Source organism: Streptomyces sp. NPDC085944, from assembly GCF_040686295.1.
In the GTDB taxonomy this organism is placed as follows: Bacteria; Actinomycetota; Actinomycetes; order Streptomycetales; family Streptomycetaceae; genus Streptomyces; species Streptomyces salinarius.
On the sequence record NZ_JBFBJX010000007.1, the window covers coordinates 223,645 to 249,350 of the forward strand.

The 25,706-nt window shown below is 72.1% G+C and carries 21 protein-coding genes; 11 read left to right on the forward strand and 10 right to left on the reverse strand.

Going from position 1 to position 25,706, the window contains the following annotated elements:
* Positions 1-57: 57 nt before the first annotated feature.
* Together AB0P07_RS16420 and AB0P07_RS16425 are read right to left on the reverse strand one after the other, a co-directional pair.
* Positions 58-1,002: a PfkB family carbohydrate kinase gene (locus AB0P07_RS16420; RefSeq protein ID WP_365550826.1), complete on the reverse strand. Its 945-nt coding sequence runs from the start codon at positions 1,000-1,002 to the stop codon at positions 58-60.
* Positions 999-1,907 carry a pseudouridine-5'-phosphate glycosidase gene (locus AB0P07_RS16425; RefSeq protein ID WP_365550829.1) on the reverse strand — a complete coding sequence of 303 codons (909 nt, stop codon included), beginning with the start codon at positions 1,905-1,907 and terminating at the stop codon, positions 999-1,001. Before AB0P07_RS16425 ends, AB0P07_RS16420 begins: the two co-directional genes overlap by 4 nt.
* Positions 1,908-2,042: 135 nt before the next feature.
* Here AB0P07_RS16425 and AB0P07_RS16430 point away from each other — a divergent pair, with 135 nt between their 5' ends.
* On the forward strand, positions 2,043-2,471 hold the full coding sequence (locus AB0P07_RS16430; RefSeq protein ID WP_365550832.1) for a VOC family protein: 429 nt from the start codon (positions 2,043-2,045) through the stop codon (positions 2,469-2,471).
* Positions 2,472-2,505: 34 nt separating this feature from the next.
* On the opposite strand, the gene AB0P07_RS16435 is transcribed toward AB0P07_RS16430, so the two are convergent.
* Together AB0P07_RS16435 and AB0P07_RS16440 are read right to left on the reverse strand one after the other, a co-directional pair.
* Positions 2,506-3,060 carry a methylated-DNA--[protein]-cysteine S-methyltransferase gene (locus tag AB0P07_RS16435; protein ID WP_365550835.1) on the reverse strand — a complete coding sequence of 185 codons (555 nt, stop codon included), beginning with the start codon at positions 3,058-3,060 and terminating at the stop codon, positions 2,506-2,508.
* Positions 3,061-3,133: 73 nt separating this feature from the next.
* Positions 3,134-4,003, reverse strand: a complete 870-nt coding sequence (locus AB0P07_RS16440) for a glycerophosphodiester phosphodiesterase family protein (protein ID WP_365550838.1) — start codon at positions 4,001-4,003, stop codon at positions 3,134-3,136.
* 290 nt (positions 4,004-4,293) lie between these two features.
* Between AB0P07_RS16440 and AB0P07_RS16445 the strand changes: the two genes are divergently transcribed.
* The 5 genes from AB0P07_RS16445 (at position 4,294) to AB0P07_RS16465 (ending at position 11,449) form a co-directional block, all read left to right on the forward strand.
* Positions 4,294-5,172, forward strand: coding sequence for an MHYT domain-containing protein (locus tag AB0P07_RS16445; RefSeq protein WP_365550841.1), 879 nt, complete (start codon positions 4,294-4,296; stop codon positions 5,170-5,172).
* A gap of 40 nt (positions 5,173-5,212) precedes the next feature.
* Positions 5,213-7,351 carry an excinuclease ABC subunit UvrB gene (gene uvrB, locus AB0P07_RS16450; RefSeq protein WP_365550843.1) on the forward strand — a complete coding sequence of 713 codons (2,139 nt, stop codon included), beginning with the start codon at positions 5,213-5,215 and terminating at the stop codon, positions 7,349-7,351.
* Between the two features lie 142 nt (positions 7,352-7,493).
* Complete coding sequence (locus tag AB0P07_RS16455; RefSeq protein WP_030185838.1) at positions 7,494-8,072, forward strand: TerD family protein; 579 nt, start codon at positions 7,494-7,496, stop codon at positions 8,070-8,072.
* Positions 8,073-8,181: 109 nt separating this feature from the next.
* On the forward strand, positions 8,182-10,203 hold the full coding sequence (locus AB0P07_RS16460; protein ID WP_365550846.1) for a TerD family protein: 2,022 nt from the start codon (positions 8,182-8,184) through the stop codon (positions 10,201-10,203).
* Positions 10,204-10,453: 250 nt separating this feature from the next.
* The gene (locus tag AB0P07_RS16465; RefSeq protein ID WP_365550849.1) at positions 10,454-11,449 is read left to right on the forward strand and encodes a TerC/Alx family metal homeostasis membrane protein; all 996 of its coding nucleotides are present in this window, start codon (positions 10,454-10,456) and stop codon (positions 11,447-11,449) included.
* 361 nt (positions 11,450-11,810) lie between these two features.
* On the opposite strand, the gene AB0P07_RS16470 is transcribed toward AB0P07_RS16465, so the two are convergent.
* The gene (locus tag AB0P07_RS16470) at positions 11,811-12,857 is read right to left on the reverse strand and encodes a S66 peptidase family protein (protein WP_365550852.1); all 1,047 of its coding nucleotides are present in this window, start codon (positions 12,855-12,857) and stop codon (positions 11,811-11,813) included.
* Positions 12,858-12,961: 104 nt separating this feature from the next.
* Here AB0P07_RS16470 and aroQ point away from each other — a divergent pair, with 104 nt between their 5' ends.
* Positions 12,962-13,435 (forward strand): type II 3-dehydroquinate dehydratase, encoded by a 474-nt coding sequence (gene aroQ / locus AB0P07_RS16475; protein WP_365550855.1) that lies wholly within the window; start codon positions 12,962-12,964, stop codon positions 13,433-13,435.
* Positions 13,436-13,702: 267 nt separating this feature from the next.
* On the opposite strand, the gene AB0P07_RS16480 is transcribed toward aroQ, so the two are convergent.
* Together AB0P07_RS16480 and AB0P07_RS16485 are read right to left on the reverse strand one after the other, a co-directional pair.
* A complete protein-coding gene (locus tag AB0P07_RS16480) occupies positions 13,703-14,359 on the reverse strand; it encodes an MBL fold metallo-hydrolase (protein WP_365550858.1) in 657 nt (218 codons plus the stop codon).
* Positions 14,360-14,411: 52 nt separating this feature from the next.
* A complete protein-coding gene (locus AB0P07_RS16485) occupies positions 14,412-15,098 on the reverse strand; it encodes a maleylpyruvate isomerase family mycothiol-dependent enzyme (RefSeq protein WP_365550861.1) in 687 nt (228 codons plus the stop codon).
* A gap of 223 nt (positions 15,099-15,321) precedes the next feature.
* Between AB0P07_RS16485 and uvrA the strand changes: the two genes are divergently transcribed.
* Complete coding sequence (uvrA, locus tag AB0P07_RS16490) at positions 15,322-18,372, forward strand: excinuclease ABC subunit UvrA (RefSeq protein WP_365550863.1); 3,051 nt, start codon at positions 15,322-15,324, stop codon at positions 18,370-18,372.
* Positions 18,373-18,432: 60 nt separating this feature from the next.
* Here uvrA and AB0P07_RS16495 read toward each other — a convergent pair whose 3' ends face one another.
* Positions 18,433-19,341, reverse strand: coding sequence for a carbohydrate kinase (locus AB0P07_RS16495; RefSeq protein WP_365550866.1), 909 nt, complete (start codon positions 19,339-19,341; stop codon positions 18,433-18,435).
* Positions 19,338-20,456 carry a LacI family DNA-binding transcriptional regulator gene (locus AB0P07_RS16500; RefSeq protein ID WP_365551283.1) on the reverse strand — a complete coding sequence of 373 codons (1,119 nt, stop codon included), beginning with the start codon at positions 20,454-20,456 and terminating at the stop codon, positions 19,338-19,340. The genes AB0P07_RS16495 and AB0P07_RS16500 overlap by 4 nt, the downstream gene beginning before the upstream one ends.
* Positions 20,457-20,729: 273 nt before the next feature.
* Between AB0P07_RS16500 and AB0P07_RS16505 the strand changes: the two genes are divergently transcribed.
* On the forward strand, positions 20,730-21,155 hold the full coding sequence (locus AB0P07_RS16505; protein WP_365550869.1) for a Rieske (2Fe-2S) protein: 426 nt from the start codon (positions 20,730-20,732) through the stop codon (positions 21,153-21,155).
* A gap of 54 nt (positions 21,156-21,209) precedes the next feature.
* On the opposite strand, the gene AB0P07_RS16510 is transcribed toward AB0P07_RS16505, so the two are convergent.
* Positions 21,210-22,166, reverse strand: coding sequence for a hypothetical protein (locus tag AB0P07_RS16510; protein WP_365550871.1), 957 nt, complete (start codon positions 22,164-22,166; stop codon positions 21,210-21,212).
* A 337-nt stretch (positions 22,167-22,503) separates the two neighbouring features.
* Between AB0P07_RS16510 and uvrC the strand changes: the two genes are divergently transcribed.
* Both uvrC and rapZ read left to right on the forward strand, forming a co-directional pair.
* Positions 22,504-24,690, forward strand: a complete 2,187-nt coding sequence (gene uvrC, locus AB0P07_RS16515) for an excinuclease ABC subunit UvrC (protein ID WP_365550874.1) — start codon at positions 22,504-22,506, stop codon at positions 24,688-24,690.
* Positions 24,687-25,706, forward strand: coding sequence for an RNase adapter RapZ (gene rapZ / locus AB0P07_RS16520; RefSeq protein WP_365550877.1), 1,020 nt, complete (start codon positions 24,687-24,689; stop codon positions 25,704-25,706). Before uvrC ends, rapZ begins: the two co-directional genes overlap by 4 nt.

The following is a 25,706-nucleotide window of genomic DNA, read 5'->3' on the forward strand; positions in this document are numbered from 1 at the left end:
AGGGACCGCCGCAACCCGTCGCAAGGGGTGACCGCTTCCCCACTCGCCGCAAGGCGGCTACTGCCGTTGTCCCTCGGCCGCTCGCGGGCCGGCCGTTCGCGGAGGTCTCCCGCCCACCCCTTCGACCGCCCGCGCGCCCGCCCGGCACCCGGCGGCCGCCGCAGCCTCGGGCTCCGCGCCCCCGAGCAGCGCGGCGAGAAACGCGCCGGTGAAGGCGTCACCGGCGCCCGTGCTGTCCCGCGGCGACGCCGCGACGGCGGCGACCCGTGCGCCCACGGTGCCGGACCGGGCCACCAGCGCCCCGTCCGCCGCCAGCTTGGCGACCACCAGCGGAACGTGCCGGCTGAGCTTCGCGGCCGCGTCCGCCGCGTCGGGCAGGCCGGTGAGCAGGCACGCCTCGTCACGGCTGGGCAGCAGCACGTCCAGGCCCTCGACCAGGCCGAGGAACCGGCCGACGCCCAGCTCGGCGAGGAACCCGGCCGACGCGGGGTCCAGGCTGACGGGCACCCCGCGCGCGCGTGCCGCCGCCAGGACGACCGACACCAGGGCGCGGCCCGGCGCCGAGAAGAGCAGATACCCCGACAGGTGCAGCCGGCCGACCCCGTCCAGCAGTGCGTCCGACCAGTCGTCCGGCCCGATCAGCAGCGAAGCCCCGCTGTCCGTCAGGAACGTCCGCTCGGCCGAGTCACCGGTGTCGACGAGGCAGATCACCGTGCCCGTGGGCGCCGTCGCGTCGACGACGAGCAGTGGACGCACCCCGCACGCCGCCAGCTCCCGCTCGTGCCACGCGGACGCGTCGGCGCCCACCCGGCCCAGCATCCGTACGTCCGCGCAGCCCGCGTACGCGGCCCAGCAGGCCACGTTGGCCCCCGCCCCGCCGGGCAGCCGCCGGATCGAGGCGGCGGTGTCCGTGCCGGCGGCCAGCGGCCCCCGATGACGGGCGACGACGTCCGTGACCACGTCCCCGACGACCAGCAGCGCACCGTCCGGGGCGGTGCTCATACCCGGGTCCAGGCCGCCGCGATCCGGGCCGCGAGCCGTACGTTGCCCCGCACCGCCGCCAGGTTGGCGCTCAGCGAGGCGCCGTCGGTGAGCCGTACCAGGCGTTCGAGGAGGAACGGCGTGACCGCCTGACCGGTGACACCCTCCGCCTCACACGCGTGCAGCGCGTCGGCGAGCACGCGCGCGTGGAGCGCGGGATCGAGCTGCTCGGCCTCGGGAACGGGGTTGGCGACCACGAGCGCGGAAGGCGGTCCGTCCAGGGCGTCCTGCGCCCGCATGACCGCCGCCACCTGCTCCGGTTCGTCCAGCGTCCAGTCCACGGGGTGTCCCGAGTCGGACAGGTAGAAGCCGGGGAAGCGGTCCGTCCCGTAACCCGCCACCGCCACCCCCAGCGTCTCCAGCCGCTGCAGGGTCGCCGGGACGTCCAGGATCGACTTCACGCCGGCGCAGACCACCGTGATCCGGGTGCGGGCCAGCAGTCCCAGGTCGGCCGACTCGTCCTGGGTCACCGTCCACTCCCGGTGCACCCCGCCCAGCCCGCCGGTCGCGAACACCCGGACGTCCGCGAGGGCCGCCAGCAGGGCGGTCGCCGACACGGTGGTCGCCCCGCTCGCCCCACGGGCCACCGCGAGCGGCAGGTCCCGGTGCCCCAGCTTGCGGATGCCGTCCTCGTTGGCGACCCGCTCCAGCTGCTCCTTGTCGAGGCCGACCCGCGGCCGTCCGTCCAGCACGGCGATCGTCGCCGGTACGGCGCCCTCTCGCCGGACCGCCTCCTCCAGCTCCCGCGCCACCAGCAGGTTGCGCGGGCGCGGCAGGCCGTGTGCGATGATCGTGGACTCCAGAGCCACCACCGGGCGACGCGCGTCGAGCGCCTCCCGCACCTCTTCCGACACCATCAGCTGCACGCGCCTGCCTCCCGTCCGACGGTCTCCCTCGGCTCCGCTCTCCCTCATCCCTGGCGGGCGGGAGACCCGGCCAAACCCCGCGGGCGCCGGAACAAAACCGTTGCGGCCCCCGGGACGGGACACCAGCCTGGGGCCATGACAGACAACACGACACGTCTCGACCACGTAGTCCTGTGGGTGCGCGACCCGGTCGCCGCGGCCGGCTTCTACGAGAAGAACCTCGGCTGCGAGCCACTGCGGCTCGCCGAGTACACCGCGGGGACCGTGAGTTTCCCCTCCGTGCGGATCAACGACGAGACCATCCTCGACCTCGCGCCGCACTCCATGGCGGCCCGCATGCGCGTGCTCCCGGGAGCCGACGCCAGTGCCGGGCATCCCGTCAACCACATCTGCCTGTCCCTGCCCGCCGACGACTTCGACGCACTGCGCGCCCGTCTGCAGGAGCAGTCCGTACCGGTCTCGGACCTCTCGCACGACTCCTACGGCGCCCGCGGCCCGGCCAGGCGGAGCTTCTACTTCGGCGACCCGGACGGCAACATCGTCGAGGCGCGGCACTACGACTAGCGGCCACCCCGCCACGTCCTGCCCGAGCCGCCCGTCAGAACAACGGCTCGGGCAGGACGCCCTCCAGCGCGAGCAGCCGCCGCTTGGTGTCCACGCCGCCGCCGAAGCCGCCGATGCCCCCGTCGCTCTCCACGACCCGGTGGCACGGCACGACGACCGGCAGCGGATTGGCCCCCATGGCCAGGCCCACCGCCTGCGCGGCGCCCGGCTGACCCACCCGGCCGGCCAGGTCGCCGTAGCCGACGACCGAGCCGTAGGGGACGCCGGACGCCAGCTCGCGCAGTACCCGCCGGTTGAAGCCCGAGATCAGCGACCAGTCCAGCGGCAGGTCGAAGTCGCGCCGCCGGCCCGCGAAGTACGCCCGCACCTGGCGTATCGCCTCGGTCAGCAGCGGGGAGCCGGGTGCCTCGACGGGCTCCGTGCCCAGCCGGGCCGCGAGCCTGTCGAGCGCCCGGTCGCGCGCCGCGTCGGTGGCGTGGAACACGACGTTGACCAGGCCGTCGCGGGTGGCGGCCAGCAGCAGCGGGCCGATGTCGGTGCCGACGACGGTCCACACGACCCGCTGCTCGTTGTGCCCAGGGCTGTCCATGCGCCCACCGTACGGCCCGCCACTGACAACGCCCCGCCACCGCCAGCGCCCCGTCGGTTCCACGGCGCCCGGGTCAGTCCACGGCGTCCCGCACCACGTCGGGCTTGTTGCTGATGATGCCGTCGACGTCGTACCCGGCGACCCGGCGCGCGGTGTCCGCGTCGTTCACCGTCCAGGTGAGCACCTCCAGCGGCCTGCCGTGCGGGCCCGTGAACGCGTGCACCGCGGACACGTAGCCCATGGACAGTGAGCCGTGCGACGGGTTGATCTGGTCGGCGAACTCCGCGTACGCCGGCAGGTCCGAGACGGCCGGAGTGCCGAGGAACCCGGTCTTGACGGCGGGCTTGAGGTCGTGGACCGTCCGGATGCTGTCGGCGTCGAAGCTCTGCACGACGAGCCGTCCCGCCACGTGCCGCCGGTCGAGCCAGCCCTCGTTGGCGAGGACCTTGAGGGTCTGCCGCTCGATGCCCGGGTACAGACCGGGGCTCTTCAGCTCCAGCAGCAGCTTCTGGTGGTTGTGGTCCACGCGGTTCACGTACTGCTCCAGCGTCGGCACGCGCGCGCCCGCGTACTCGGGCCCGAACCAGCTTCCCGCGTCCAGCCGCGAGATCTCCGCGGCCGTGAAGTCCTTCACCTTCCACGGCGACCGGTCCGGGAAGACCTCCTCCACGTCGGTCGTGCGGGCCAGGCTCTCGTCGTGGAGGACGACGAGTTCGCCGTCCCGGGTGCGCTGGACGTCGTTCTCCACCCAGCGGATGCCCAGCTCGGCGGCCCGGTCGACGGCGGCCAGCGTGTTCTCCGGCGCGTACCCGGAAGCACCCCGGTGGGCGACGACCGTGGGCCCGTCGCCGCCCGCCTCGTCGGCCCGGGCGTGCGAGAGGGGAGCCGTGAGGGCGACCCCCAGAAGAGCGGTGGTCGTGACGGCTACTGCGCGTACGTGCATGCGTACTCCTCGCCTCGAACGATCACGGACAGCACCACTGTGACATCAGAGAGTCAACAAATGAGGGGTGTGGAGTGGCCACAGGCTGAATGGAGTTGCTCAACTACGCTCACGCAGGCGGCACAACTGGGGCGAGACCGTGATTCTTTGCCGGAGAATCGTTCGACCATTCCGGTGGAAGTCATACTCTCTGCCTCGACCCTGATCGTTCGCGCGGTTCTGGGAGGGGGCGCACATCGGAAGGAACCGGGACACCACCGGGGCGTAAGTAGGCGGAAAGGCAGCCGCACATGCACAACACGGTCGACGGATTCAGCTACGGGCTCGTCACACCGCTGGTGGCCTACCTCATGGCCTGCCTCGGTGGCGCCCTCGGCCTGCGCTGCACCGCCAGGGCCATGCTGGTCAGCCGTTCCTGGCGCCCCGGATGGCTCGCCCTCGGCTCGGCGGCGATCGGCTCCGGCATCTGGACCATGCACTTCGTCGCGATGATGGGGTTCACGATCGAGCACATCCCGATCCGCTACGACTGGCTGATGACCTTCGCCAGCCTGGCCGTCGCCATCGTCATGGTCGGCGTCGGGATCTTCATCGTCGGCTACCGGGGCGCGCGCGGGACGGCGCTGTTCACCGGCGGCACCCTCACCGGCCTGGGCATCGCCTCGATGCACTACCTCGGAATGGCCGGGATGCACCTGGACGGGCAGCTCACGTACAACACGCTCACCGTCGCCGCGTCGGTCGTCATAGCCATGGCCGCCGCCACCGCCGCCCTGTGGGCGTCCGGACAGGTCCGGGGCTTCCTGTGGAGCGTCGGCGCGGCCCTGATCATGGGACTGGCCGTCACCGGCATGCACTACACCGGGATGGCCGCCCTCCAGGTCCACGTCACCGGCACGGCCGAGCCCTCCGTCGGCGGATCGTCCGCCGAACTGCTCGCCCCCATGCTGATCGGCCCCCTCGCCTTCCTCCTCCTCGCCGGCGTCGTCGTCCTGTTCGACCCGCTGATGGTCATGGGGAGGCCCGCCGTCGTCCCCGTCGAGCGGAAACCCGGCGTCCCCGCCCACTCCGAGGCCCCGCGTACGTTCCGGCACCCGGCACACCACCCCGCCCGCCGCGCCCGTCGCCCCCTCGCCCACCGGCGCTCCCGCGCCCCGCAGAACCGCTGACCGGGACCGGTTGTCAGTGCGGGGTCGTACGGTGGAACCCATGCGGCCCGTTTCCCAGATCGAACGCACGGTGGCGCCCTTCGAGGTCGTCAGCCCCTACCAGCCCAGCGGCGACCAGCCGGCGGCCATCGCCGAGCTGGCCCGGCGCGTCCAGGCAGGCGAGAAGGACGTCGTCCTGCTCGGCGCCACCGGCACCGGCAAGTCCGCCACCACCGCGTGGATGATCGAGAAGGTCCAGCGCCCCACCCTGGTCATGGCGCCGAACAAGACCCTGGCCGCCCAGCTGGCGAACGAATTCCGCGAGCTCCTGCCGAACAACGCCGTCGAGTACTTCGTCTCGTACTACGACTACTACCAGCCCGAGGCCTACGTCCCCCAGTCGGACACCTACATCGAGAAGGACTCCTCGATCAACGAGGAGGTGGAGCGCCTGCGGCACTCCGCCACCAACTCGCTGCTCACCCGCCGCGACGTCGTCGTGGTCGCTTCCGTCTCCTGCATCTACGGCCTCGGCACTCCGCAGGAGTACGTGGACCGCATGGTCCCCCTGCGGGTCGGCGAGGAGCACGACCGGGACGAGCTGCTGCGCCGCTTCGTCGACATCCAGTACACGCGCAACGACATGGCCTTCACCCGCGGCACCTTCCGGGTGCGCGGCGACACCATCGAGATCTTCCCGGTCTACGAGGAGCTGGCCGTCCGCATCGAGATGTTCGGCGACGAGATCGAGGCCCTGTCCACGCTCCACCCCGTCACCGGCGAGATCATCAGCGACGACCAGCAGCTCTACGTCTTCCCGGCCTCCCACTACGTCGCCGGCCCCGAGCGCCTGGAGCGGGCGGTCAACGACATCGAGAAGGAGCTGGCCGAGCGCCTGACCGAGCTGGAGAACCAGGGCAAGCTCCTGGAGGCCCAGCGGCTGCGGATGCGCACCACCTACGACATCGAGATGCTCCGCCAGATCGGCTCCTGCTCCGGCGTGGAGAACTACTCGATGCACTTCGACGGTCGCTCGCCCGGCTCCCCGCCGAACACCCTCCTCGACTACTTCCCGGACGACTTCCTGCTCGTCGTCGACGAGTCGCACGTCACCGTGCCGCAGATCGGCGCGATGTACGAGGGTGACGCCTCCCGCAAGCGGACCCTGGTCGACCACGGCTTCCGGCTGCCCTCCGCGCTCGACAACCGCCCGCTGAAGTGGGAGGAGTTCCAGGAGCGCATCGGGCAGACCGTGTACCTGTCGGCGACCCCGGGCGCCTACGAGCTCTCCCGGGCGGACGGCGCCGTCGAGCAGATCATCCGCCCCACCGGCCTCGTCGACCCCGAAGTCGTCGTCAAGCCCACCGAGGGCCAGATCGACGACCTGGTGCACGAGATCCGTACGCGCACCGAGAAGGACGAGCGGGTCCTGGTCACCACCCTCACCAAGAAGATGGCCGAGGACCTCACCGACTACTTCGTGGAACTCGGCATCCAGGTCCGGTACCTCCACAGCGACGTCGACACCCTCCGCCGCGTCGAGTTGCTGCGCGAGCTGCGCGCCGGTGAGTACGACGTGCTGGTCGGCATCAACCTGCTGCGCGAGGGCCTGGACCTGCCCGAGGTGTCCCTGGTGGCGATCCTCGACGCCGACAAGGAGGGCTTCCTGCGCTCCGGCACCTCCCTGATCCAGACCATCGGCCGCGCGGCGCGCAACGTCTCCGGACAGGTCCACATGTACGCGGACAAGATCACGCCGGCGATGGAGAAGGCCATCGACGAGACCAACCGCCGCCGTGAGAAGCAGATCGCGTTCAACAAGGCGAACGGCGTCGATCCCCAGCCACTCCGCAAGAAGATCAACGACATCGTCGCCCAGATCGCCCGCGAGGACGTCGACACCGAGCAGCTCCTCGGCTCGGGCTACCGCCGGGCGGAGGAGGGCAAGGGCGCCAAGGCCCCCGTGCCCGCGCTGGGCGGCCAGAAGGCCGGTGGGACCAAGGCGGCCAAGGGGCGGGCCAAGGAGACGGCGGTCACCGACCGCCCGGCGGCGGAGCTGGCCGGACAGATCGAGGACCTGACCACCCGGATGCGGGCCGCCGCGGCCGACCTCCAGTTCGAGATCGCGGCCCGACTGCGCGACGAGGTCTCCGAGATGAAGAAGGAACTGCGCCAGATGAAGGAGGCGGGCCTGGCCTGACGGCCCGTCCGGGCAGCGCACTGTGTTGCAAGACCGACACAAAGCGCGGACCGGGGTGGGTCACTGCCAGTGCCCCTGCGTAGGGTTCTGGTCAACCGCGGGTACCGCGGCAACAGGGGACAGTTCGAGAGGGGATCAGCGCGTGACCGTCAACATGACCAAGGGTCAGGCCATCAGTCTGCAGAAGAGCGACGGCGGCAGCCTGACGTCGGTGCGCATGGGTCTCGGCTGGCAGGCGGCTCCCCGGCGCGGCCTGTTCGGTTCGCGCACCCGGGAGATCGACCTGGACGCCTCCGCCGTCCTCTTCGCGGACAAGCAGCCGGTCGACGTCGTCTTCTTCCGCCACCTGGTGAGCGACGACGGCTCGGTGCGCCACACTGGGGACAACCTCGTCGGCGGTGTCGGCCAGGGCGGCGACGACGAGGCGATCCTCGTCGACCTGCAGCGCGTCCCGGTCCACATCGACCAGATCGTGTTCACGGTCAACTCCTTCACCGGCCAGACCTTCCAGGAGGTGCAGAACGCCTTCTGCCGGCTGGTGGACGAGACCAACGGCCAGGAGCTCGCCCGCTACACGCTGGCCGGTGGCGGTGCCTTCACGGCGCAGATCATGGCCAAGGTGAACCGCGCGGGCCAGGGCTGGGCGATGACCGCCATCGGCACCCCGGCCAACGGCCGCACCTTCCAGGACCTGATGCCGGCGATCCTGCCGGTCCTGTAGCGGACGGCCCGCAGCAGTCCGAGACGAACGGGCCGGTCCCGCCCGCGGGACCGGCCCGGCCCGCACGGCGCCTCGCGGGTGACGCACGAACGACACAGGGGGAGAGGCGATGACGGCCGAGCTGACGCGGGGACAGAACCACCCGCTTCCCGGGGCGCGTCTCGAGATCCGGGTCTCGGCCGGTACGCCGGTCCTGGCCGGAGCCACGCTCGGCGACGAGAACGGCACCGTCCACGGTGTCGAAGGGGTGGTCCACCCGGGCGCGCCCACCCTGCCGGGCCTGGAGGTCTCCCGGCAGGCCGCCGCCGACCACCGTCTCGCGGTGGACCTGGACGCCGTGCCGGATTCCGCGCACCGCGTCAGCGTGCTGCTCGCCCTGCCCGCCGGGGGGAGTGGCCCGGCCCGGTTCGGGGCCGTCGCCGCGCCCTTCGTCGCCGTCACGGGCCTCGACGGCGACGAGGTCGCCAACTACACCCTCACCGGTCTGGAGGCCGAGTCCGCCGTCGTCGCGCTGGAGCTCTACCGGCGTCAGGGCGCCTGGAAGGTGCGCGCCGTCGGCCAGGGGTACGCGGGCGGCCTCGCCGAACTCCTCACCGACCAGAAGCTGCCCCAGGCCCACCAGCTCGCGGCGATCATCCACGAGGCGGTGGCGAGCGGACTGGCCCGTTCGATACCGGCTCCGCCGGCCGCCGCCCCGGCGCACCGGCCGGAGCACGGCACCGCGCCCCGGACCGGCCCGAGCGGCACCGCGGGGCCCGTACCGCCCACGTCTCCGTACGACTCCCAGGGGGCCTCCGGCCCCGGCCCGCAGACGCCCGGGGCGCCGGGACAGCACGGAGCGCAGCAGCCGTACGCGGGCGGCCCGGTCGGCCCCGGGGAGCCCGCCGCCGGTCAGCCGGCCGCAGGCGGCCCCATCGACTACAGCCACCCGCGCCGGCAGACCGCGGCACCGCCCCCGCCCCCGCCGGCCGCGCCCCCGGCCGAACCGGGGCAGCCCGCCCGGCCCGTCGCCGGTGACGCCACCGGCTGGTCCATGGAGGAACGCCTCTACAACCAGGTGTGGGGCATGTTCGAGGACCTGGCCCGCACCACGGCCGCCTACCGCAGCGCCGTCGACTTCGCCGACTCCCGGATGGAGAAGGAACTCGACCAGGCCCTGTCCGACCCGCGCAACCGGATCGGCGGGCAGGGCGACGCCGCCCGGGAGGCGGCGCGCGGCCGGCACGCTCAGTTGGTGTCCCAGGCCAGGGAGGTCCTGGACCGGGACGTCGCCCAGCTCGTCGCGGAGGCCGAAGTCGTCGAACCCGCCCTGCCGGCCGCCTTCGCGCGCTGGGACAACCCCGTCTGGCACGCCTACCGCGTCCCCATGGAGATCCCGATGGCCGTGCGGCTCGGCGATCTGCATCTGCCCGAGGCCGACCGCATACGCGTCCCCATGCTGATCCGGCTGCCGCTCGAGCGCGGCCTGTGGATCGACAGCGGGCGCTCGGCCTCGCTCGACGGTTCGTTCGCCGACCCCCACGAGATGCGGCGCCTGGGCCTGGAGACGGCCGTCGCCCACGCCGCCCGGCTGCTCGCCGTCTACCCGGCGGGCGAGTTCACCCTGCACGTCATCGATCCGGCCGGTTCGGGGGCGCAGGCGCTGACGCCGCTGGTGCGCAGCGGGGTGCTCGCCGCGCCGCCCGCCCAGGGCGCCGCCGGGGCGGCGGAGGTGCTGGCCCGTCTCACCCAGCGCGTCGACCTGGTGCAGATGGCGCTGCGCGGCGGAGCGCCGGACGCGCTCCCGCCCGGCCTCGACACCTCGCAGCAACTGCTGATCGTCAACGACTTCCCGCACGGCTTCGACGACCGGGCCGTCAACCAGCTGCGCTACCTCGCCGACGAGGGGCCGGCCGTCGGCGTCCACCTGATGATGGTCGCCGACCGCGAGGAGTCCGCCGGGTTCGGACCGCTGCTCGACCCGCTGTGGCGCTCGCTGCTGCGGCTGACGCCGGTGGCCGACGACCACCTCGCCGACCCGTGGGTCGGACATGCCTGGACCTACGAGCCGCCGCTCGTGCCGCCCGGCAGCCAGGTGCTCCAGCAGGTGCTCGCGCAGGTCGCCGCCGCCCGCGGCTCATGGGGACGATGACCGCTTCCCACCTGGCCTTTTGAGCTTTATTTGCAAATCTCTTTACCTTTCCTTGGTGATAGGGGTACTGTCGTCCGTACGGAGGGGAGTACTCCCTGTCTGCTGCGGCGTACCCGTCAATACGGATCAGGCCAGATCCCGGGGCGTCGGCCCGTGGTTCGGGCGCATCACGCGTCCCGGGCCGGGGTGGAAGAGACCTCCGGCAGCGACGACGCTGACATCTGCCGTGTGACGTACTGCCGGAGGCGTAGTGGAAGTCTCGACGACCCTGTGGGTCCTGACCATCGTGGGCCTCGCCGCCCTCATCGCGGTCGATTTCTTCATCGGCCGCAAGCCGCACGACGTATCGATCAGGGAAGCCGGCATCTGGACCGGCGTCTGGATCGCCCTGGCGGGCCTCTTCGGGCTCGGCCTGCTCCTCTTCGGCGGTGGTGAACCCGCCGGCGAGTTCTTCGCGGGCTTCATCACCGAGAAGTCCCTGAGCGTGGACAACCTCTTCGTCTTCGTCCTCATCATGGCGAAGTTCGCGGTGCCCTCGCAGTACCAGCAGCGGGTGCTGCTGATCGGTGTCCTCATCGCCCTGGTCCTCAGGGCGATTTTCATCGCCGCGGGTGCCGCGATCCTCGCCAGCTTCGCCTGGGTCTTCTACATCTTCGGTGCCTTCCTCATCTACACCGCCTGGAAGCTCATCCAGGAGGCACGGGCCGACGAGGAGGACGAGGAGTTCGAGGAGAACAAGCTCCTCAAGGCCGCCGAGCGCCGCTTCGGCGTCGCCGACCGGTACCACGGCACCAAGCTGTGGATCGAGGAGAACGGCAAGCGGATCATGACCCCGATGCTGGTCGTGATGCTCGCCATCGGCACCACCGACGTGCTCTTCGCGCTCGACTCCATTCCGGCGATCTTCGGTCTGACGCAGGACCCGTACATCGTGTTCACGGCCAACGCGTTCGCGCTGATGGGCCTCAGGCAGCTGTACTTCCTCATCGGCGGACTGCTGAAGAAGCTGGTCCACCTGTCCTACGGCCTGTCCGTGATCCTGGGCTTCATCGGCGTCAAGCTGGTGCTGCACGCCCTGCACGAGTCCGGCGTGCACGTCCCCGAGATCAGCATTCCGGTCTCGCTCGGCGTGATCTGCTCCGTCCTGATCATCACCACGATCACCAGCCTCCGCGCCTCCAAGATGCAGGCGGAAGCGGCGGCGGCCGAGAGCGGCGACGCCCCGAAGGACAGCGTCGAGGCCTGATCCACCCGGGCCGGGGAGCGGCGAGCGGCGCGAAGCCGTTCGCCGCTCCCCGCTCCCCGTCGCCCGGCGGCCTCGGCCCGCCCGGCGCAGTCGGTGGGCGAAAGGCCCGGGGACCCGGCGTGCGGGCCCTGTCCCCCTCTGCGACGATCACCGCATGGTCACCGGTCCCAGGGGGCTCCTCGCACAGTGGACCACCGTCACGCCCGTGATCGCGGTCGTGCTGCTCGCTCTCACCTGGGGTCGCTCGCCGCCCGGCGTGGTCGTCGCGCTGCTCACGCCACACCCTTGCAGGGAGGCGTCCACCTGGTGCTGTTCGCGGCCTATCTGGAGCTGGCCGTCAACCCGTAGACCGGCGGGAGGCTCAGTAGGTCACGGTGATGCGCCGTGCGGGTCCGTCGACCCGGACGGCGCCCCCGTACGGGACGACCACCTGCGGATCGGTGTGGCCGAGGTCCACGTCGAAGACGATCACGGCATCCGGAGCATAGGCGCGCATCGCGCGCAGGACCGCCGCCCGCTGCTCCGCCGCGTACCGGGCGGCCTCCTCGGGGCTGTTGGGGTGCTGGAAGGACCACGTCTTCGGGCGCCCCATCAGCAGCGCCGAGAAGCGGCCGAGCAGCCCGCGCTCGCCCATGTTGCGCAGGATGCGGAAGACCTCCTCCGCGGCCGGCAGCTCCTCGGACGTTTCCAGGAACAGCACGTCACCGTCGTACTCCGCCGGATCGCGCGCGATCTCGCGGTCGGCCATCAGCAGCCAGGCGAGGATCTCTAGGCAGCCGCCCCAGGTACGTCCCTCGACCACCCGGTCGGCGTTCTCCCAGGACCAGCCGGCGCCGGGGCGCGCCCCGGGCTCGGTCGCGAAGGTCGCGGGGTCGGCCCAGTCGCGGTCGACGTCGTTCCAGCGCTCGGCGGGCCGCAGTTCGTACGGACCCGGGGTGAACAGCGCGGCACGCAGCGAGTCGGCGGTCTGCGGGTGCAGGGCGCCGGGACGGCCCAGCTCCACCATCACGCTCGCGCCGTGAAAGCCGACGATCCCGGTGTTGCGCAGGTAGGCGAGCAGGTTGGTGTTGTCGCTCATGCCGAAGAAAGGCTTCGGGTTGGCCCGGATCAGCTCCCGGTCGAGCAGTGGCAGCACGGTGATCTGGTCGTCGCCGCCGATCGACGCGAACACCGCCTTGATGCCGGGGTCGGCGAAGGCCGCGTGGAGGTCGGCGGCACGCTCGGCGGGCGACGCGCCCATCTTCCGGGTGGCCGGGTACTCGACCGGCTCGAGACCGTACTCCTTGCGCAGGCGCGCCACGCCCAACTCGTAGGGGAGCGGGAAGAGTCCCGGCAGTCCGGACGCGGGGGACACCACCGCGACGCGGTCACCGGGCGAGGGCTTGGGCGGGTACGCGATCACCGTCATACGCGGAGAGTACGGCCCGCCGGCGCGTCGGCGCACCGTGATAAACCGGGGACCGAGCAGCGGTCGCGCAAGGGCCGCCGCGCCCCTCACGGACCGGAGGAACCGTGCCCCGCACCCTGGCGACCGCCCCGATCATGATCCTCAACGGCCCCAACCTGAACCTGCTCGGCCAGCGTCAGCCGGAGATCTACGGCTCCGACACCCTCGCCGACGTCGAGGCACTGTGCGTCAAGGCAGCGGCCGCGCACGGCGGCACGGTGGACTTCCGGCAGTCCAACCACGAGGGGGAACTGGTCGACTGGATCCACGAGGCCCGGCTGAACCACTGCGGGATCGTGATCAACCCCGCCGCGTACTCGCACACGTCCGTCGCCATCCTGGACGCCCTCAACACCTGCGACGGGCTGCCGGTGGTCGAGGTCCACATCTCCAACATCCACCAGCGTGAGGCGTTCCGGCACCACTCCTACGTCTCGCAGCGCGCCGACGGCGTGGTCGCGGGGTGCGGGGTGCAGGGGTACGTGTTCGGCGTGGAGCGGATCGCGGCCCTGGCCGGGGCGGGTACGGCCAGGACCTGAGACGCCGGGGCCGCCGGCCGAGGGCGGGGAACGGGAGGCCGGCGGCCCGTGCCGCCCAGGAGCCGTCGGTCCTGTGCGGGGCTGCCACCAGTCGACCGCGCCGCACCACCGCGGCGGGAGCGCGCGCGGACCGCGGGTGTGTGCGAACGCTTCACACGGGGCGCGCACGGAGGCACGAGGGCGCGGGCACGGGCCCGCACGTCCGTACGCGCCCGTCTGCCCCTCATCGGCGCGAGACCGCCCGCCGCCGGCCGGCGCGCCCTACCGTCACCAGCCGCGCGCCCGCCACTCCGGCAGGTGCGGCCGCTCCGCGCCGAGCGTCGTGTCGTCGCCGTGCCCGGGGTAGACCCACGTCTCGTCCGGGAGTGTGTCGAAGAGCTTGGTCTCCACGTCGTGGATCAGGCTCGCGAACGCCTTCGGGTCCTTGAAGGTGTTGCCCACACCGCCTGGGAAGAGACAGTCCCCGGTGAACACGTGCGGATGCCCGTGCGGGTCGTCGTAGACCAGGACGATGGAGCCCGGCGTGTGTCCGACCAGGTGGCGTGCGGTGAGCTCCACCTGCCCGACCCGGATCGTGTCGCCGTCGTCCACCAGGACGTCGGTCGGCACCGGGATGCCCTCGGCGTCGAGCCGGCCTGCGTGGGTGCGGGCGCCGGTGGCCGCGACGACCTCGGCGAGCGCCTGCCAGTGGTCGCCGTGCCGGTGGGTGGTGACGACGGAGGCGATGCCGTCGTCACCGATCGTGCCGAGCAGGGTGTGCGCGTCGTTGGCGGCGTCGATCAGCAGTTGCTCGTCGGTGGCCCGGCAACGCAGCAGATAGGCGTTGTTGTTCATCGGACCGACCGCGACCTTGGTGATCATCAGGTCCTTGAGCTCGTGCACGTCGGCGGGTCCGCCGACCGTCACCTCTCCGCTGTACGTCATGACGGCCAGCCTAGCGCCGGGGCGGCCCGCAGACCGCCTCCCGTCCGCCCGCCTACAGGGGAGGCAGCGCCGGCAGCGGGCCGCCCTCCACCGCGAGCGCGGAACCCGCACGGCGACCGGCGAGCCAGCCGAGGAGACCGGCCGGGGGACCGGTGACGGTGACCTCCGGGGTGTCGGCCTCCCGTCCCGTGCGCCACGCGCGCGTGCCGTCCGTGAGCCGGGTCGGCGGCACGTCCGGGTGCCCGGCGAACCGGGCGGCGAGGAAGTCGGTCTCCCGCGCGGTGAACTCCGCCGGAAGATCCTCCAGCTCGTACCCGATGCCCAGGTCGACGTGGTGCAGCTCCACCTCGGCCCAGCGCCGGAACGGCACCCTGGAGGCGGAGTCCGTGACGCCGCCCCGCAGCTCCACGGTGCGGGACCAGTCCGCCGGCGTCGCCCCCGTCCCCTGGAAGCGGGCCGCGCTCTCGCGCAGGTCCGCGAGCTGGGCGTCGAGGGGGCGCGGGGCGTCCCGCTCGATGTCGGCGTCCCTGGCCTCGCCGGAGACGTACATGGGGCGCCCTTCGAGGACGTTCACCAGAGCGTCGGCGTTGCGGGAGAGGTGGGCGAGGACGTGACCGCGACTCCAGCCGGGAAGCCGTGACGACTCCGTCACGGACGCGTTGTCCAGTTTCCCGACCGCGGTGAGCAGCCGCTCGGTAGCGTCACGTACAGACGCCAGGTCATGAGCGTGATCAATCATGCTGCTGACCCTAGACCGCGCCACCCCTTCGGGTGAAGGTTGTGGACGACGCCCGTAATTCGAATGCACGTGCTATAAGGTCGACTGTGGCGTCGGGCATGCTGGGAAGTCGGGGTTTGTTGACAACCGGTGAATCCGACCGGCGTTGTCAGTGGCTCCCCCTAGTCTGAGAAAGACGGGGGCCCCGCCCCTGTCACTTCTCTCAAGAAAGGTGCGGACCGGCGTGGCCGACCGTCTCATCGTCCGTGGCGCGCGCGAGCACAACCTGAAGAACGTCTCGCTCGACCTGCCTCGTGACTCGCTCATCGTCTTCACGGGCCTGTCCGGGTCGGGCAAGTCCTCCCTGGCCTTCGACACCATCTTCGCCGAGGGCCAGCGGCGCTACGTGGAGTCGCTCTCCTCCTACGCCCGGCAGTTCCTCGGCCAGATGGACAAGCCGGACGTCGACTTCATCGAGGGCCTCTCCCCGGCGGTCTCCATCGACCAGAAGTCGACCTCGCGCAACCCGCGCTCCACGGTCGGCACCATCACCGAGGTCTACGACTACCTGCGCCTGCTCTTCGCCCGCATCGGCAAGCCGCACTGTCCCGAGTGCCACCGGCCCATCTCGCGCCAGTCGCCGCAGGCCATCGTCGACAAGGTCCTGGAGCTGCCGGAGGGCAGCCGCTTCCAGGTGCTGTCGCCGCTGGTGCGCGAGCGCAAGGGCGAGTTCGTCGACCTCTTCGCCGACCTGCAGACCAAGGGCTACTCCCGCGCGCGGGTGGACGGCGAGACCGTCCAGCTGTCCAACCCGCCCACGCTGAAGAAGCAGGAGAAGCACACCATCGAGGTGGTCGTCGACCGCCTCACGGTGAAGGACTCCGCCAAGCGGCGCCTGACCGACTCCGTGGAGACCGCGCTCGGCCTGTCCGGCGGCATGGTCGTGCTCGACTTCGTCGACCTCCCCGAGGACGACCCCGAGCGCGAGCGCATGTACTCGGAGCACCTGTACTGCCCGTACGACGACCTGTCCTTCGAGGAGCTGGAGCCCCGCTCCTTCTCCTTCAACTCGCCCTTCGGCGCCTGCCCCGACTGCTCCGGCATCGGCACCCGCATGGAGGTCGACCCGGAGCTGATCGTCCCCGACGAGGACAAGTCCCTCGACGAGGGCGCCATCCACCCCTGGTCGCACGGGCACACCAAGGACTACTTCGGCCGCCTGATCGGCGCCCTCGCCGACGCGCTCGGCTTCCGCACGGACATCCCCTTCGCGGGCCTGCCGCTGCGCGCCCGCAAGGCCCTGCTCAACGGCCACAAGACCCAGGTCGAGGTCCGCTACCGCAACCGGTACGGCCGCGAGCGCCGGTACACCACGGCCTTCGAGGGCGCCATCCCCTTCGTCAAGCGCCGGCACAGCGAGGCCGAGAGCGACTCCAGCCGCGAGCGCTTCGAGGGCTACATGCGCGAGGTGCCCTGCCCCACCTGTGCGGGCACCCGCCTCAAGCCGCTCGTGCTCGCGGTCACCGTCATGGGCAAGTCGATCGCCGAGGTCTCGGCGATGTCCATCAGCGACTGCGCGGACTTCCTGGGCGAGCTGACGCTCAACGCCCGCGACAAGAAGATCGCCGAGCGCGTGCTGAAGGAGGTCAACGAGCGGCTGCGCTTCCTGGTCGACGTCGGCCTGGACTACCTCTCGCTGAACCGCGCGGCGGGCACCCTCTCCGGCGGCGAGGCCCAGCGCATCCGGCTGGCCACCCAGATCGGCTCCGGACTCGTCGGCGTGCTGTACGTCCTGGACGAGCCGTCCATCGGCCTGCACCAGCGCGACAACCACCGGCTGATCGAGACCCTCGTCCGACTCCGGGACATGGGCAACACCCTCATCGTCGTCGAGCACGACGAGGACACCATCAAGGTCGCCGACTGGATCGTCGACATCGGTCCCGGCGCGGGCGAGCACGGCGGCAAGGTGGTGCACAGCGGTTCCGTCAAGGAACTGCTCGACAACGCCGAGTCGCAGACCGGGCTGTACCTGTCCGGACGCAAGGCCATCCCGCTGCCCGACATCCGGCGCCCGCAGGACCCCTCCCGGCGGCTCACCGTGCACGGCGCCCGGGAGAACAACCTCCAGGACATCGACGTGTCCTTCCCGCTGGGCGTCTTCACCGCCGTCACCGGCGTCTCGGGCTCCGGCAAGTCGACGCTGGTCAACGACATCCTCTACACCCACCTGGCCCGCGAGCTGAACGGCGCGCGGAACGTCCCGGGCAGGCACACGCGCGTGGACGGCGACGACCTCGTCGACAAGGTCGTCCACGTCGACCAGTCGCCCATCGGCCGCACCCCGCGGTCGAACCCGGCGACGTACACCGGCGTCTTCGACCACATCCGCAAGCTGTTCGCCGAGACGACGGAGGCGAAGGTCCGCGGTTACCTGCCCGGGCGCTTCTCCTTCAACGTCAAGGGCGGCCGCTGCGAGAACTGCGCGGGCGACGGCACCATCAAGATCGAGATGAACTTCCTCCCGGACGTGTACGTCCCGTGCGAGGTCTGCCACGGCGCCCGGTACAACCGGGAGACCCTGGAGGTCCACTACAAGGGCAAGTCCATCGCCGACGTGCTGAACATGCCGATCGAGGAGGCGACCGACTTCTTCGAGGCGGTCCCCGCCATCTCCCGGCACATGAAGACCCTCAAGGACGTCGGTCTCGGGTACGTCCGGCTCGGCCAGTCCGCGACCACCCTGTCCGGCGGCGAGGCCCAGCGCGTCAAGCTCGCCAGCGAGCTGCAGCGCCGCTCCACCGGACGCACGGTCTACGTCCTGGACGAGCCGACCACCGGTCTGCACTTCGAGGACATCAGCAAGCTGCTGACGGTTCTCGGCGGCCTGGTCGACAAGGGCAACACGGTCATCGTCATCGAGCACAACCTCGACGTGATCAAGACCGCCGACTGGGTCGTCGACATGGGCCCCGAGGGCGGCGCCGGCGGTGGCCTGGTGGTCGCCGAGGGCACGCCCGAGCAGGTCGCGGGTGTCCCCGCCAGCCACACCGGCAAGTTCCTGCGGGACGTCCTCGGCGCCGACCGGGTCAGCGACGCGGCCTCGGTGATCAGGCCGCGCAAGGCGGCGAAGACGGTCGCGACCAAGGCCGCCGCCAAGAAGACCGCGACCAAGGCGGTCACCGCCACGGCGGCCAAGAAGGCGACCGCCGCCAAAACGGCCAGGACCGCCAAGACGGCCAAGAAGGCCGCCACGCCCGCCGCGAAGAAGACCACGCGGACGAGCAAGGCCTGAGAGCGGACGGCGGCGCCGGACCCACGGGTGAACCCCTGGGTCCGGCGCCGCCGCCGTCCGTCAGACGGTGACCTCATGGGCGTACGGCGGTTCCGCGCCCGCCCGGGAGCAGGTGACCGCGGCCGCGCGGGCGGCGAAGCCCAGCAGCCCGGCCCAGCCGTCCGGCCCCAGCGCGGCCACGGCCGCGTCGCCGAGGGCGTTCCGTGCCGCGAGGCCGTGCAGCAGGGCCGCGTTCACCGTGTCGCCCGCGCCGATCGTGTCCACCACCTCGACGCGCTCCCCCGGCACCGTGTACTCGCCCCCGCCGCGGGTGAACACGGTCAGGCCGTCGCCGCCCCGGGTGACCACGACCGCGGCCGGTCCCGCCGCGAGCCACTCCCCGGGGGTGCCGCCGAGCCACTCGGCGTCCTCGGCGGACAGCTTCAGCAGCGACACCGACGGCAGCCAGCTCTTGAACCGGGCCCGGTAGGCGTCCGGGTCCGGGATCAGCCCGGCCCGGATGTTGGGGTCCAGCGCCGTGAACACGCCCCGCGCGGCCGTCTCGCGCAGTAGCTCCTCGTACGCGCTCGCGCCTGGCTCCAGCACCAGCGAACACGTCCCGAAGGAGACGGCCCGGGTGCCGGACGGCAGTCCGGCGGGCAGCGAGAACAGCCGGTCGGCGGTCCCGTCCACGTAGAACGAGTACGCGGCCGAGCCGTCCGCGTCGAGCGAGGCCACGGCGAGGGTGGTCGGCTCGGCCCCGCGCTGCACCGGCGAGACGTCCACGCCGGTCTCGCGCAGCCGGTCGAGGAGCGCCTCGCCGAAGGCGTCGTACGACACCCGTGAGCAGAACGCCACGGGCGAGCCGAGGCGGCCCAGCGCGACGGCGGTGTTGTACGGACCGCCGCCGAGCGCGGGCCGCAGCGCGGCGAGGGCACCCGTGCCCTGCGGTACCAGGTCGATCAGTGCCTCACCGGCGACGACGATCACGGGAGGGTCCTTTCGTTGGCCTTGGCATGGGCTTGCGCATGGGGTTCTCCGGACGGCCCGGCGAGCCGCCCGGACCGCTCCGGGAGCCGCCGGGGCTGCTCGGCGCAGCCGCAGGAGGTGCGGTGGGCGAAGGAGCAGGGCAGCCGTACGGTCCGCGCCGGCCGGTCCGGCGCGGCGAGGCGGTCGAGGAGCAGCCGCACGGCCCGCGCGCCGATCTCCCTGCTGGGCTGGGCGACGGCGGTGAGCCCGGGTGAGAAGAGGTCCGCCCAGGCGAAGTCGTCGAAGCAGCACAGCGCGAGGTCACCGGGTACGGACAGGCCCCGCTCGCGGAGGGCGCGCAGGGCGCCGATGGTCATCGCGTTGTTGGCGGTGACCAGCGCGGTGGGCGGCACCGCCAGGGACAGCAACTGCGCCGTGGCCCGTTCACCGCCGGCCGCCTCGGAGTCGCCGTGGACCAGCAGCCGCTCGTCGTAGGGCAGACCCGCGGCGGCGAGGCCGTGCCGGTATCCGGTGATCCGCTCACGGGTCGTGCTGAACCCCGGCCGGCCCGCGACCAGGCCGATCCGGCGGTGGCCCAGCCCGGCGAGATGACCCACCAGCCCCGTGGTCGGCTCGGCGCCCTCGGCGCAGACCTGGTCGAAGCGCGGGGCGTCCTCGGCCTCCGGCACGTCGACGACCCGGTCGAGGAACACGGCCGGCACCCGGTGGCGGGTGAGGTAGGCGACCAGGTCCCGGGGCTCGGCGGAGGGCGCGACGATCATGCCGTCCACACGCCGCTCGTGCAGCAGCTGGACCACCTTGCGCTCGTGCCCGGGGTCGTCGTGCGGGTCGGCGATGAGCAGGCCGTAACCGTGCTCCAGGGCGCCGGCCTCGACGCCCTGGAGGATCTCCGTGAAGTACGGGTTGCTGATCGCCGACACCGCGAGCCCGATGGAACGGGTGCGCGAGGTCACCAGGGAGCGGGCGAGGGTGTTCGGCGTGTAGCCCAGCTCCTCCACGGCGTCGAGCACCGCCTGGCGGGTGTGGGGCAGCACCGGGCGGGTGCCGTTGAGGACGTGCGAGACGGTCGCCACGGAGACACCGGCACTCCGTGCGACATCGGCCATGGTCGCCACCGGCGCACCCCCTTCGCTCACGGCCCCGCTCCGGACCCGTCACTCACGGCCCGATCCGCCCGGACCCCTCACTCACGGCTCCGCTCCGGCCGGACCGTACCCCATGGGTCAGGGGCGCGTAAACGCTTGCGCAAGCGTTTACGCGACATCGGACGGCGACCCGCCTCCCGGCCACCCGGCCCGCGGGACCACCCGCCCGGCCGGATATCGTCGCCCTGCAGCGCACCTCCCGCTCACGCCCCGCCCGGCCCCCGACCGACCAGTGGAGACCTCATGCCCGGCCGCCCCGCCCCGAGTCGCCGTACCGTCCTGCGCTCGGTGGCCGCCACGCCCGTCGCCGGACTCGGCCTGGCCGCCTGCTCCCCGGGCGACGACGGCGCCGCCCCGGCCAGGCCCACCGCGCCCGTGGACCTCGGCGCGGACGGAGAGGTGGCCAAGGGCGCGACGACGCTGTTCCCGGACGGGAACGTGGTGGTCAGCCGAGCCGAGGACGGCTCCCTGAAGGCGTTCAGCACGGTGTGCACGCACGCGGGGTGCCCCATCAAGAAGCTGGAGGGCACCAAGCTCGTCTGCAACTGCCACGGCAGCGAGTTCGACGCCCGCACCGGCGAGGTGCTGCACGCCCCGGCGACCGTGCCGCTCATCGAGCTGCCGGTCGAGGTGAAGCAGGGCCGGATCGTCGCGAGCCCGGGGTCCTGACCGGCAGGAGCCCGACCGGCAGCAGCCGACGCCCTCCCCGGCGCGCCCGGCGTCCTACTCCCAGTCCCAGCCGATCCCCAGCATCCCCGACCTGACCCGGGGCTCCACGAGGTGCACCGAGCGGTGCAGTCCGCTGAGCGCCAGCTCCTGCCGGCCGCCGCGCGGCGCCGCCGGGGAGTGCTGCGTGAACCGGTGGCAGCGCACCGGAAGGGCCGAGGCGTCGAACCGCACCTGGAGCGCGTACTGCCCGCCCGCGGCACCGAACCCGCGGACGTACTCGCGCGACACACCGGCCGTGCCGTCCTCGACCCCGTAGCGGAAGAGGTGGGTGTCGCCGGCCCCCAGCCGCGTGTCGAAGAGCAGCTCGGTCACCAGCAGGCCGGTCTCCTGGTGGGTGCGCACCCGTCCCGTGCGGCAGTTCTCCAGGGCGTGGACGGTCATCCGGGCGGGGACGCACCCCGGGTCGCCGTAGTGGACGGCGACGAAGCGGTCGACGTCGTCCCGGTGGGCGCGGACGATGAGGTGCGACTCGCGGCCCGCCAGCTCACGGCCGGACCCGACGCGGATCCGTTCGTGGTGCCCGAGGGTGTGCACCCCGCCGTCCGGCGACGGGTGCCCCAGTTCGGCCAGCAGCCCGTCCAGGACGCCCGAGGCCGCCAGGTGGGCGCGGTAGGAACGGCCCGCGGGCCGTCGGTCGCGGTCCGACATCTCGGCGCCGGACTCGGCGAGCAGACGTATCAGCGACTCCTCGGGCAGCTGGAGTATCTCCTCCAGGGCCCGCACGGCCCGCAGGGACTCCGGACGCTGCGGGCGCCGGGCCCCCTGCTGCCAGTAGCTCAGGCTCGTGACGCCCACCTTCACCCCGTGGCGCGAAAGATGGTGCTGCACACGCTGCAGCGGCAGCCCACGCGCGGCGATCGCCGCGCGCAGCGCGACGTGGAAGGGGCCACCGCGCAGGGCCGAGTCGAGTTGCGCCGTGGCGACGTCCGCGTGCTGTGTGGCGTGCGGCATGCAGGGGCCCTTCTGTGAAGTTCACGACGGCTGGTCAGACCGTCGACACGGATCGGCCGGGGCCGCCCCCGGTCGCGGCGCAGAGGTCTTCACATCCGTACGCCGCGCCTCAGGCCCCGAGTCCCCCCGCATTGAAGCGCGTTGACCTAGTCCGGACAACACCTGACGCCCGACCGTCACGCGCTCCTGGCCGAGAACGCACGGGCCCGCCCTCCCGGTGGCCACCCGCCGTGACCGAGCGGCCCCGCAACGTCTTCCCCGCCGACGGTCCACAGGGGTCCGGCCCGTCGTCCACAGCCCCGCCGCGGTGTCGGTCCGCGCCAGTAGGGTGTGAGTCATGGCCGACCCCTCCAGCTACCGCCCCAGGCCGGGAGAGATCCCGGACACCCCGGGGGTGTACAGGTTCCGTGACGAGCACCGCCGGGTGATCTACGTCGGAAAGGCGAAGAGCCTGCGCCAGCGCCTGGCGAACTACTTCCAGGACTTGGCGCACCTGCACCCGCGCACCCGCACCATGGTCACCACGGCCGCGTCCGTGGAGTGGACGGTGGTGTCGACGGAGGTCGAGGCACTGCAGCTGGAGTACTCCTGGATCAAGGAGTACGACCCCCGGTTCAACGTCAAGTACCGCGACGACAAGAGCTACCCGTACCTCGCGGTGACGATGAACGAGGAGTTCCCGCGCGTCCAGGTGATGCGCGGCCACAAGAAGAAGGGCGTGCGCTACTTCGGGCCGTACGGACACGCCTGGGCCATCCGTGACACGGTCGACCTCCTGCTGCGCGTCTTCCCGGTGCGCACCTGCTCCACGGGCGTCTTCAAGAACGCCGCCCGCACCGGCCGCCCCTGTCTGCTCGGCTACATCGGCAAGTGCTCCGCGCCCTGCGTCGGCCGGATCACGCCCGACGACCACTGGGACCTGGCCGACGAGTTCTGCGACTTCATGGCCGGCCGCACCGGCACCTACCTGCGCCGCCTGGAGCGGCAGATGGCCGACGCCGCGGAGGAGATGGAGTACGAGCGGGCGGCGCGTCTGCGGGACGACATCGGGGCCCTCAAGAAGGCGATGGAGAAGAGCGCGGTCGTGCTCGCCGACGCCACCGACGCCGATCTGATCGCGGTCGCCGAGGACGAGCTGGAGGCCGCCGTCCAGATTTTCCACGTGCGCGGCGGACGTGTGCGCGGTCAGCGCGGCTGGGTCACCGACAAGGTGGAGGAGATCACCACCGGCGCCCTCGTCGAGCACGCCCTGCAGCAGCTGTACGGAGAGGAGAGCGGGGACGCCGTGCCCAAGGAGGTCCTGGTCCCCGCCCTGCCCGACCCGGTCGAGCCCGTCCAGCAGTGGCTGACCGAGCGCCGGGGCTCGGGCGTGTCGCTGCGCATCCCGCAGCGCGGCGACAAGAAGGCGCTGATGGAGACCGTCCAGCGCAACGCCCAGCAGGCCCTCGTCCTGCACAAGACCAAGCGCGCCTCGGACCTGACGACGCGCTCGCGCGCGCTGGAGGAGATCGCCGAGGCCCTCGACCTCGACAGCGCCCCGCTGCGCATCGAGTGCTACGACATCTCGCACCTCCAGGGCGACGACGTCGTGGCCTCCATGGTCGTCTTCGAGGACGGGCTGGCCCGGAAGAGCGAATACCGGCGGTTCCAGATCAAGGGCTTCGAGGGACAGGACGACGTCCGTTCCATGCACGAGGTCATCACCCGCCGCTTCCGCCGCTATCTAGCCGAGAAGGAGAAGACCGGCGAGTGGGCGGACGGCGAGTCACTTACCGACGGCGGTCAGCACCCCGACGGCGGGCAGCACCTCGGCGGTGGGCAGCACCCCGACGGTGGGCAGCACCCCGACGGCGAAGCCGGCCCGGGCGACCAGGCCGCCCCGGACGACGGCGAGGCGCTCACCCACGGCCCGGCCCTCAAGGACGACGACGGCCGGCCCAAGAGGTTCGCCTACCCGCCGCAGCTCGTCGTCGTCGACGGCGGTCAGCCGCAGGTCGCGGCCGCCCAGCGGGCGCTGGACGAGCTGGGCATCGACGACATCGCCGTGTGCGGTCTCGCCAAGCGCCTTGAGGAGGTCTGGCTGCCCCGCGAGGACGACCCGGTCGTCCTGCCCCGCACCAGCGAAGGCCTCTACCTGCTGCAGCGGGTCCGCGACGAGGCCCACCGCTTCGCCATCACCTACCAGCGCACCAAGCGCGCCAAGCGCTTCCGCGCCGGGCCGCTGGACGACGTGCCCGGTCTGGGGGAGACCCGCAAACAGGCGCTGATCAAGCACTTCGGTTCGGTGAAGCGGCTGCGGGCGGCGACGATCGACCAGATCTGCGAGGTGCCCGGCATAGGCCGCAAGACGGCCGAGACCGTGGCCGTGGCCCTGGCCGGGGCCGCCCCGGCCGGGCCCGCCGTGAACACGGCGACCGGAGAGATCATGGATGACGACGACGGGGCACCCGAGACGACGGCGGATGCCCCGGGGGAGCCCGTGTCCGCGGGCACCCCGGACGAACGACGGGGGCAGGAGAGATGACCGAGCACGAGGCACAGCCCGCAGCCCGACGAGAACAGACGCAGTCCGCCGCAGCCGGACGAGAACAGACCCAGTCCGCGGCGGCACGAGAACAGACCCGCGACGACGGAGCACAGGTGAGTACGGGCAAGGAAACAGCCGGGGCGCACGAAGCGGCCATCCCCGAGCTGGTGATCATCTCCGGCATGTCAGGGGCCGGCCGCTCGACGGCCGCCAAGTGTCTGGAGGACCTGGGCTGGTTCGTCGTCGACAACCTCCCGCCCGCGCTGATCCCCACCATGGTGGAGCTCGGCGCCCGCTCCCAGGGCAACGTGGCCCGCATCGCGGTGGTCGTGGACGTCCGCGGCCGACGCTTCTTCGACAACCTGCGCGAGTCCCTCGCGGACCTCGACGCCCGCGGCGTCACCCGCCGGATCGTCTTCCTGGAGTCCTCCGACGACGCCCTGGTGCGCCGCTTCGAGTCGGTGCGCCGCCCGCACCCCCTCCAGGGCGACGGCCGCATCGTGGACGGCATCGCCGCCGAGCGCGAGCTGCTCCGGGAGCTGCGCGGCGACGCCGACCTGGTGATCGACACCTCCAGCCTCAACGTGCACGAGCTGCGCGCCAAGATGGACGCCCAGTTCGCGGGCGAGGAGGAGCCCGAGCTGCGGGCCACGGTGATGTCCTTCGGCTTCAAGTACGGCCTCCCGGTCGACGCCGACCTCGTCGTCGACATGCGCTTCCTGCCCAACCCGCACTGGGTCCCGGAGCTGCGCCCCTTCACCGGCCTGAACGAGGAGGTGTCGAGCTACGTCCTCAACCAGCCCGGGGCCAAGGAGTTCCTCGACCGCTACGCCGAGCTGCTCCAGCTGATCGCGGCGGGCTACCGTCGGGAGGGCAAGCGCTATGTGACCGTCGCCGTCGGCTGCACCGGGGGCAAACACCGGTCCGTGGCCATGTCGGAGAAGCTCGCCGCCCGGCTCGCCGCCGAGGGCGTGGAGACGGTGGTCGTCCACCGGGACATGGGACGGGAATGA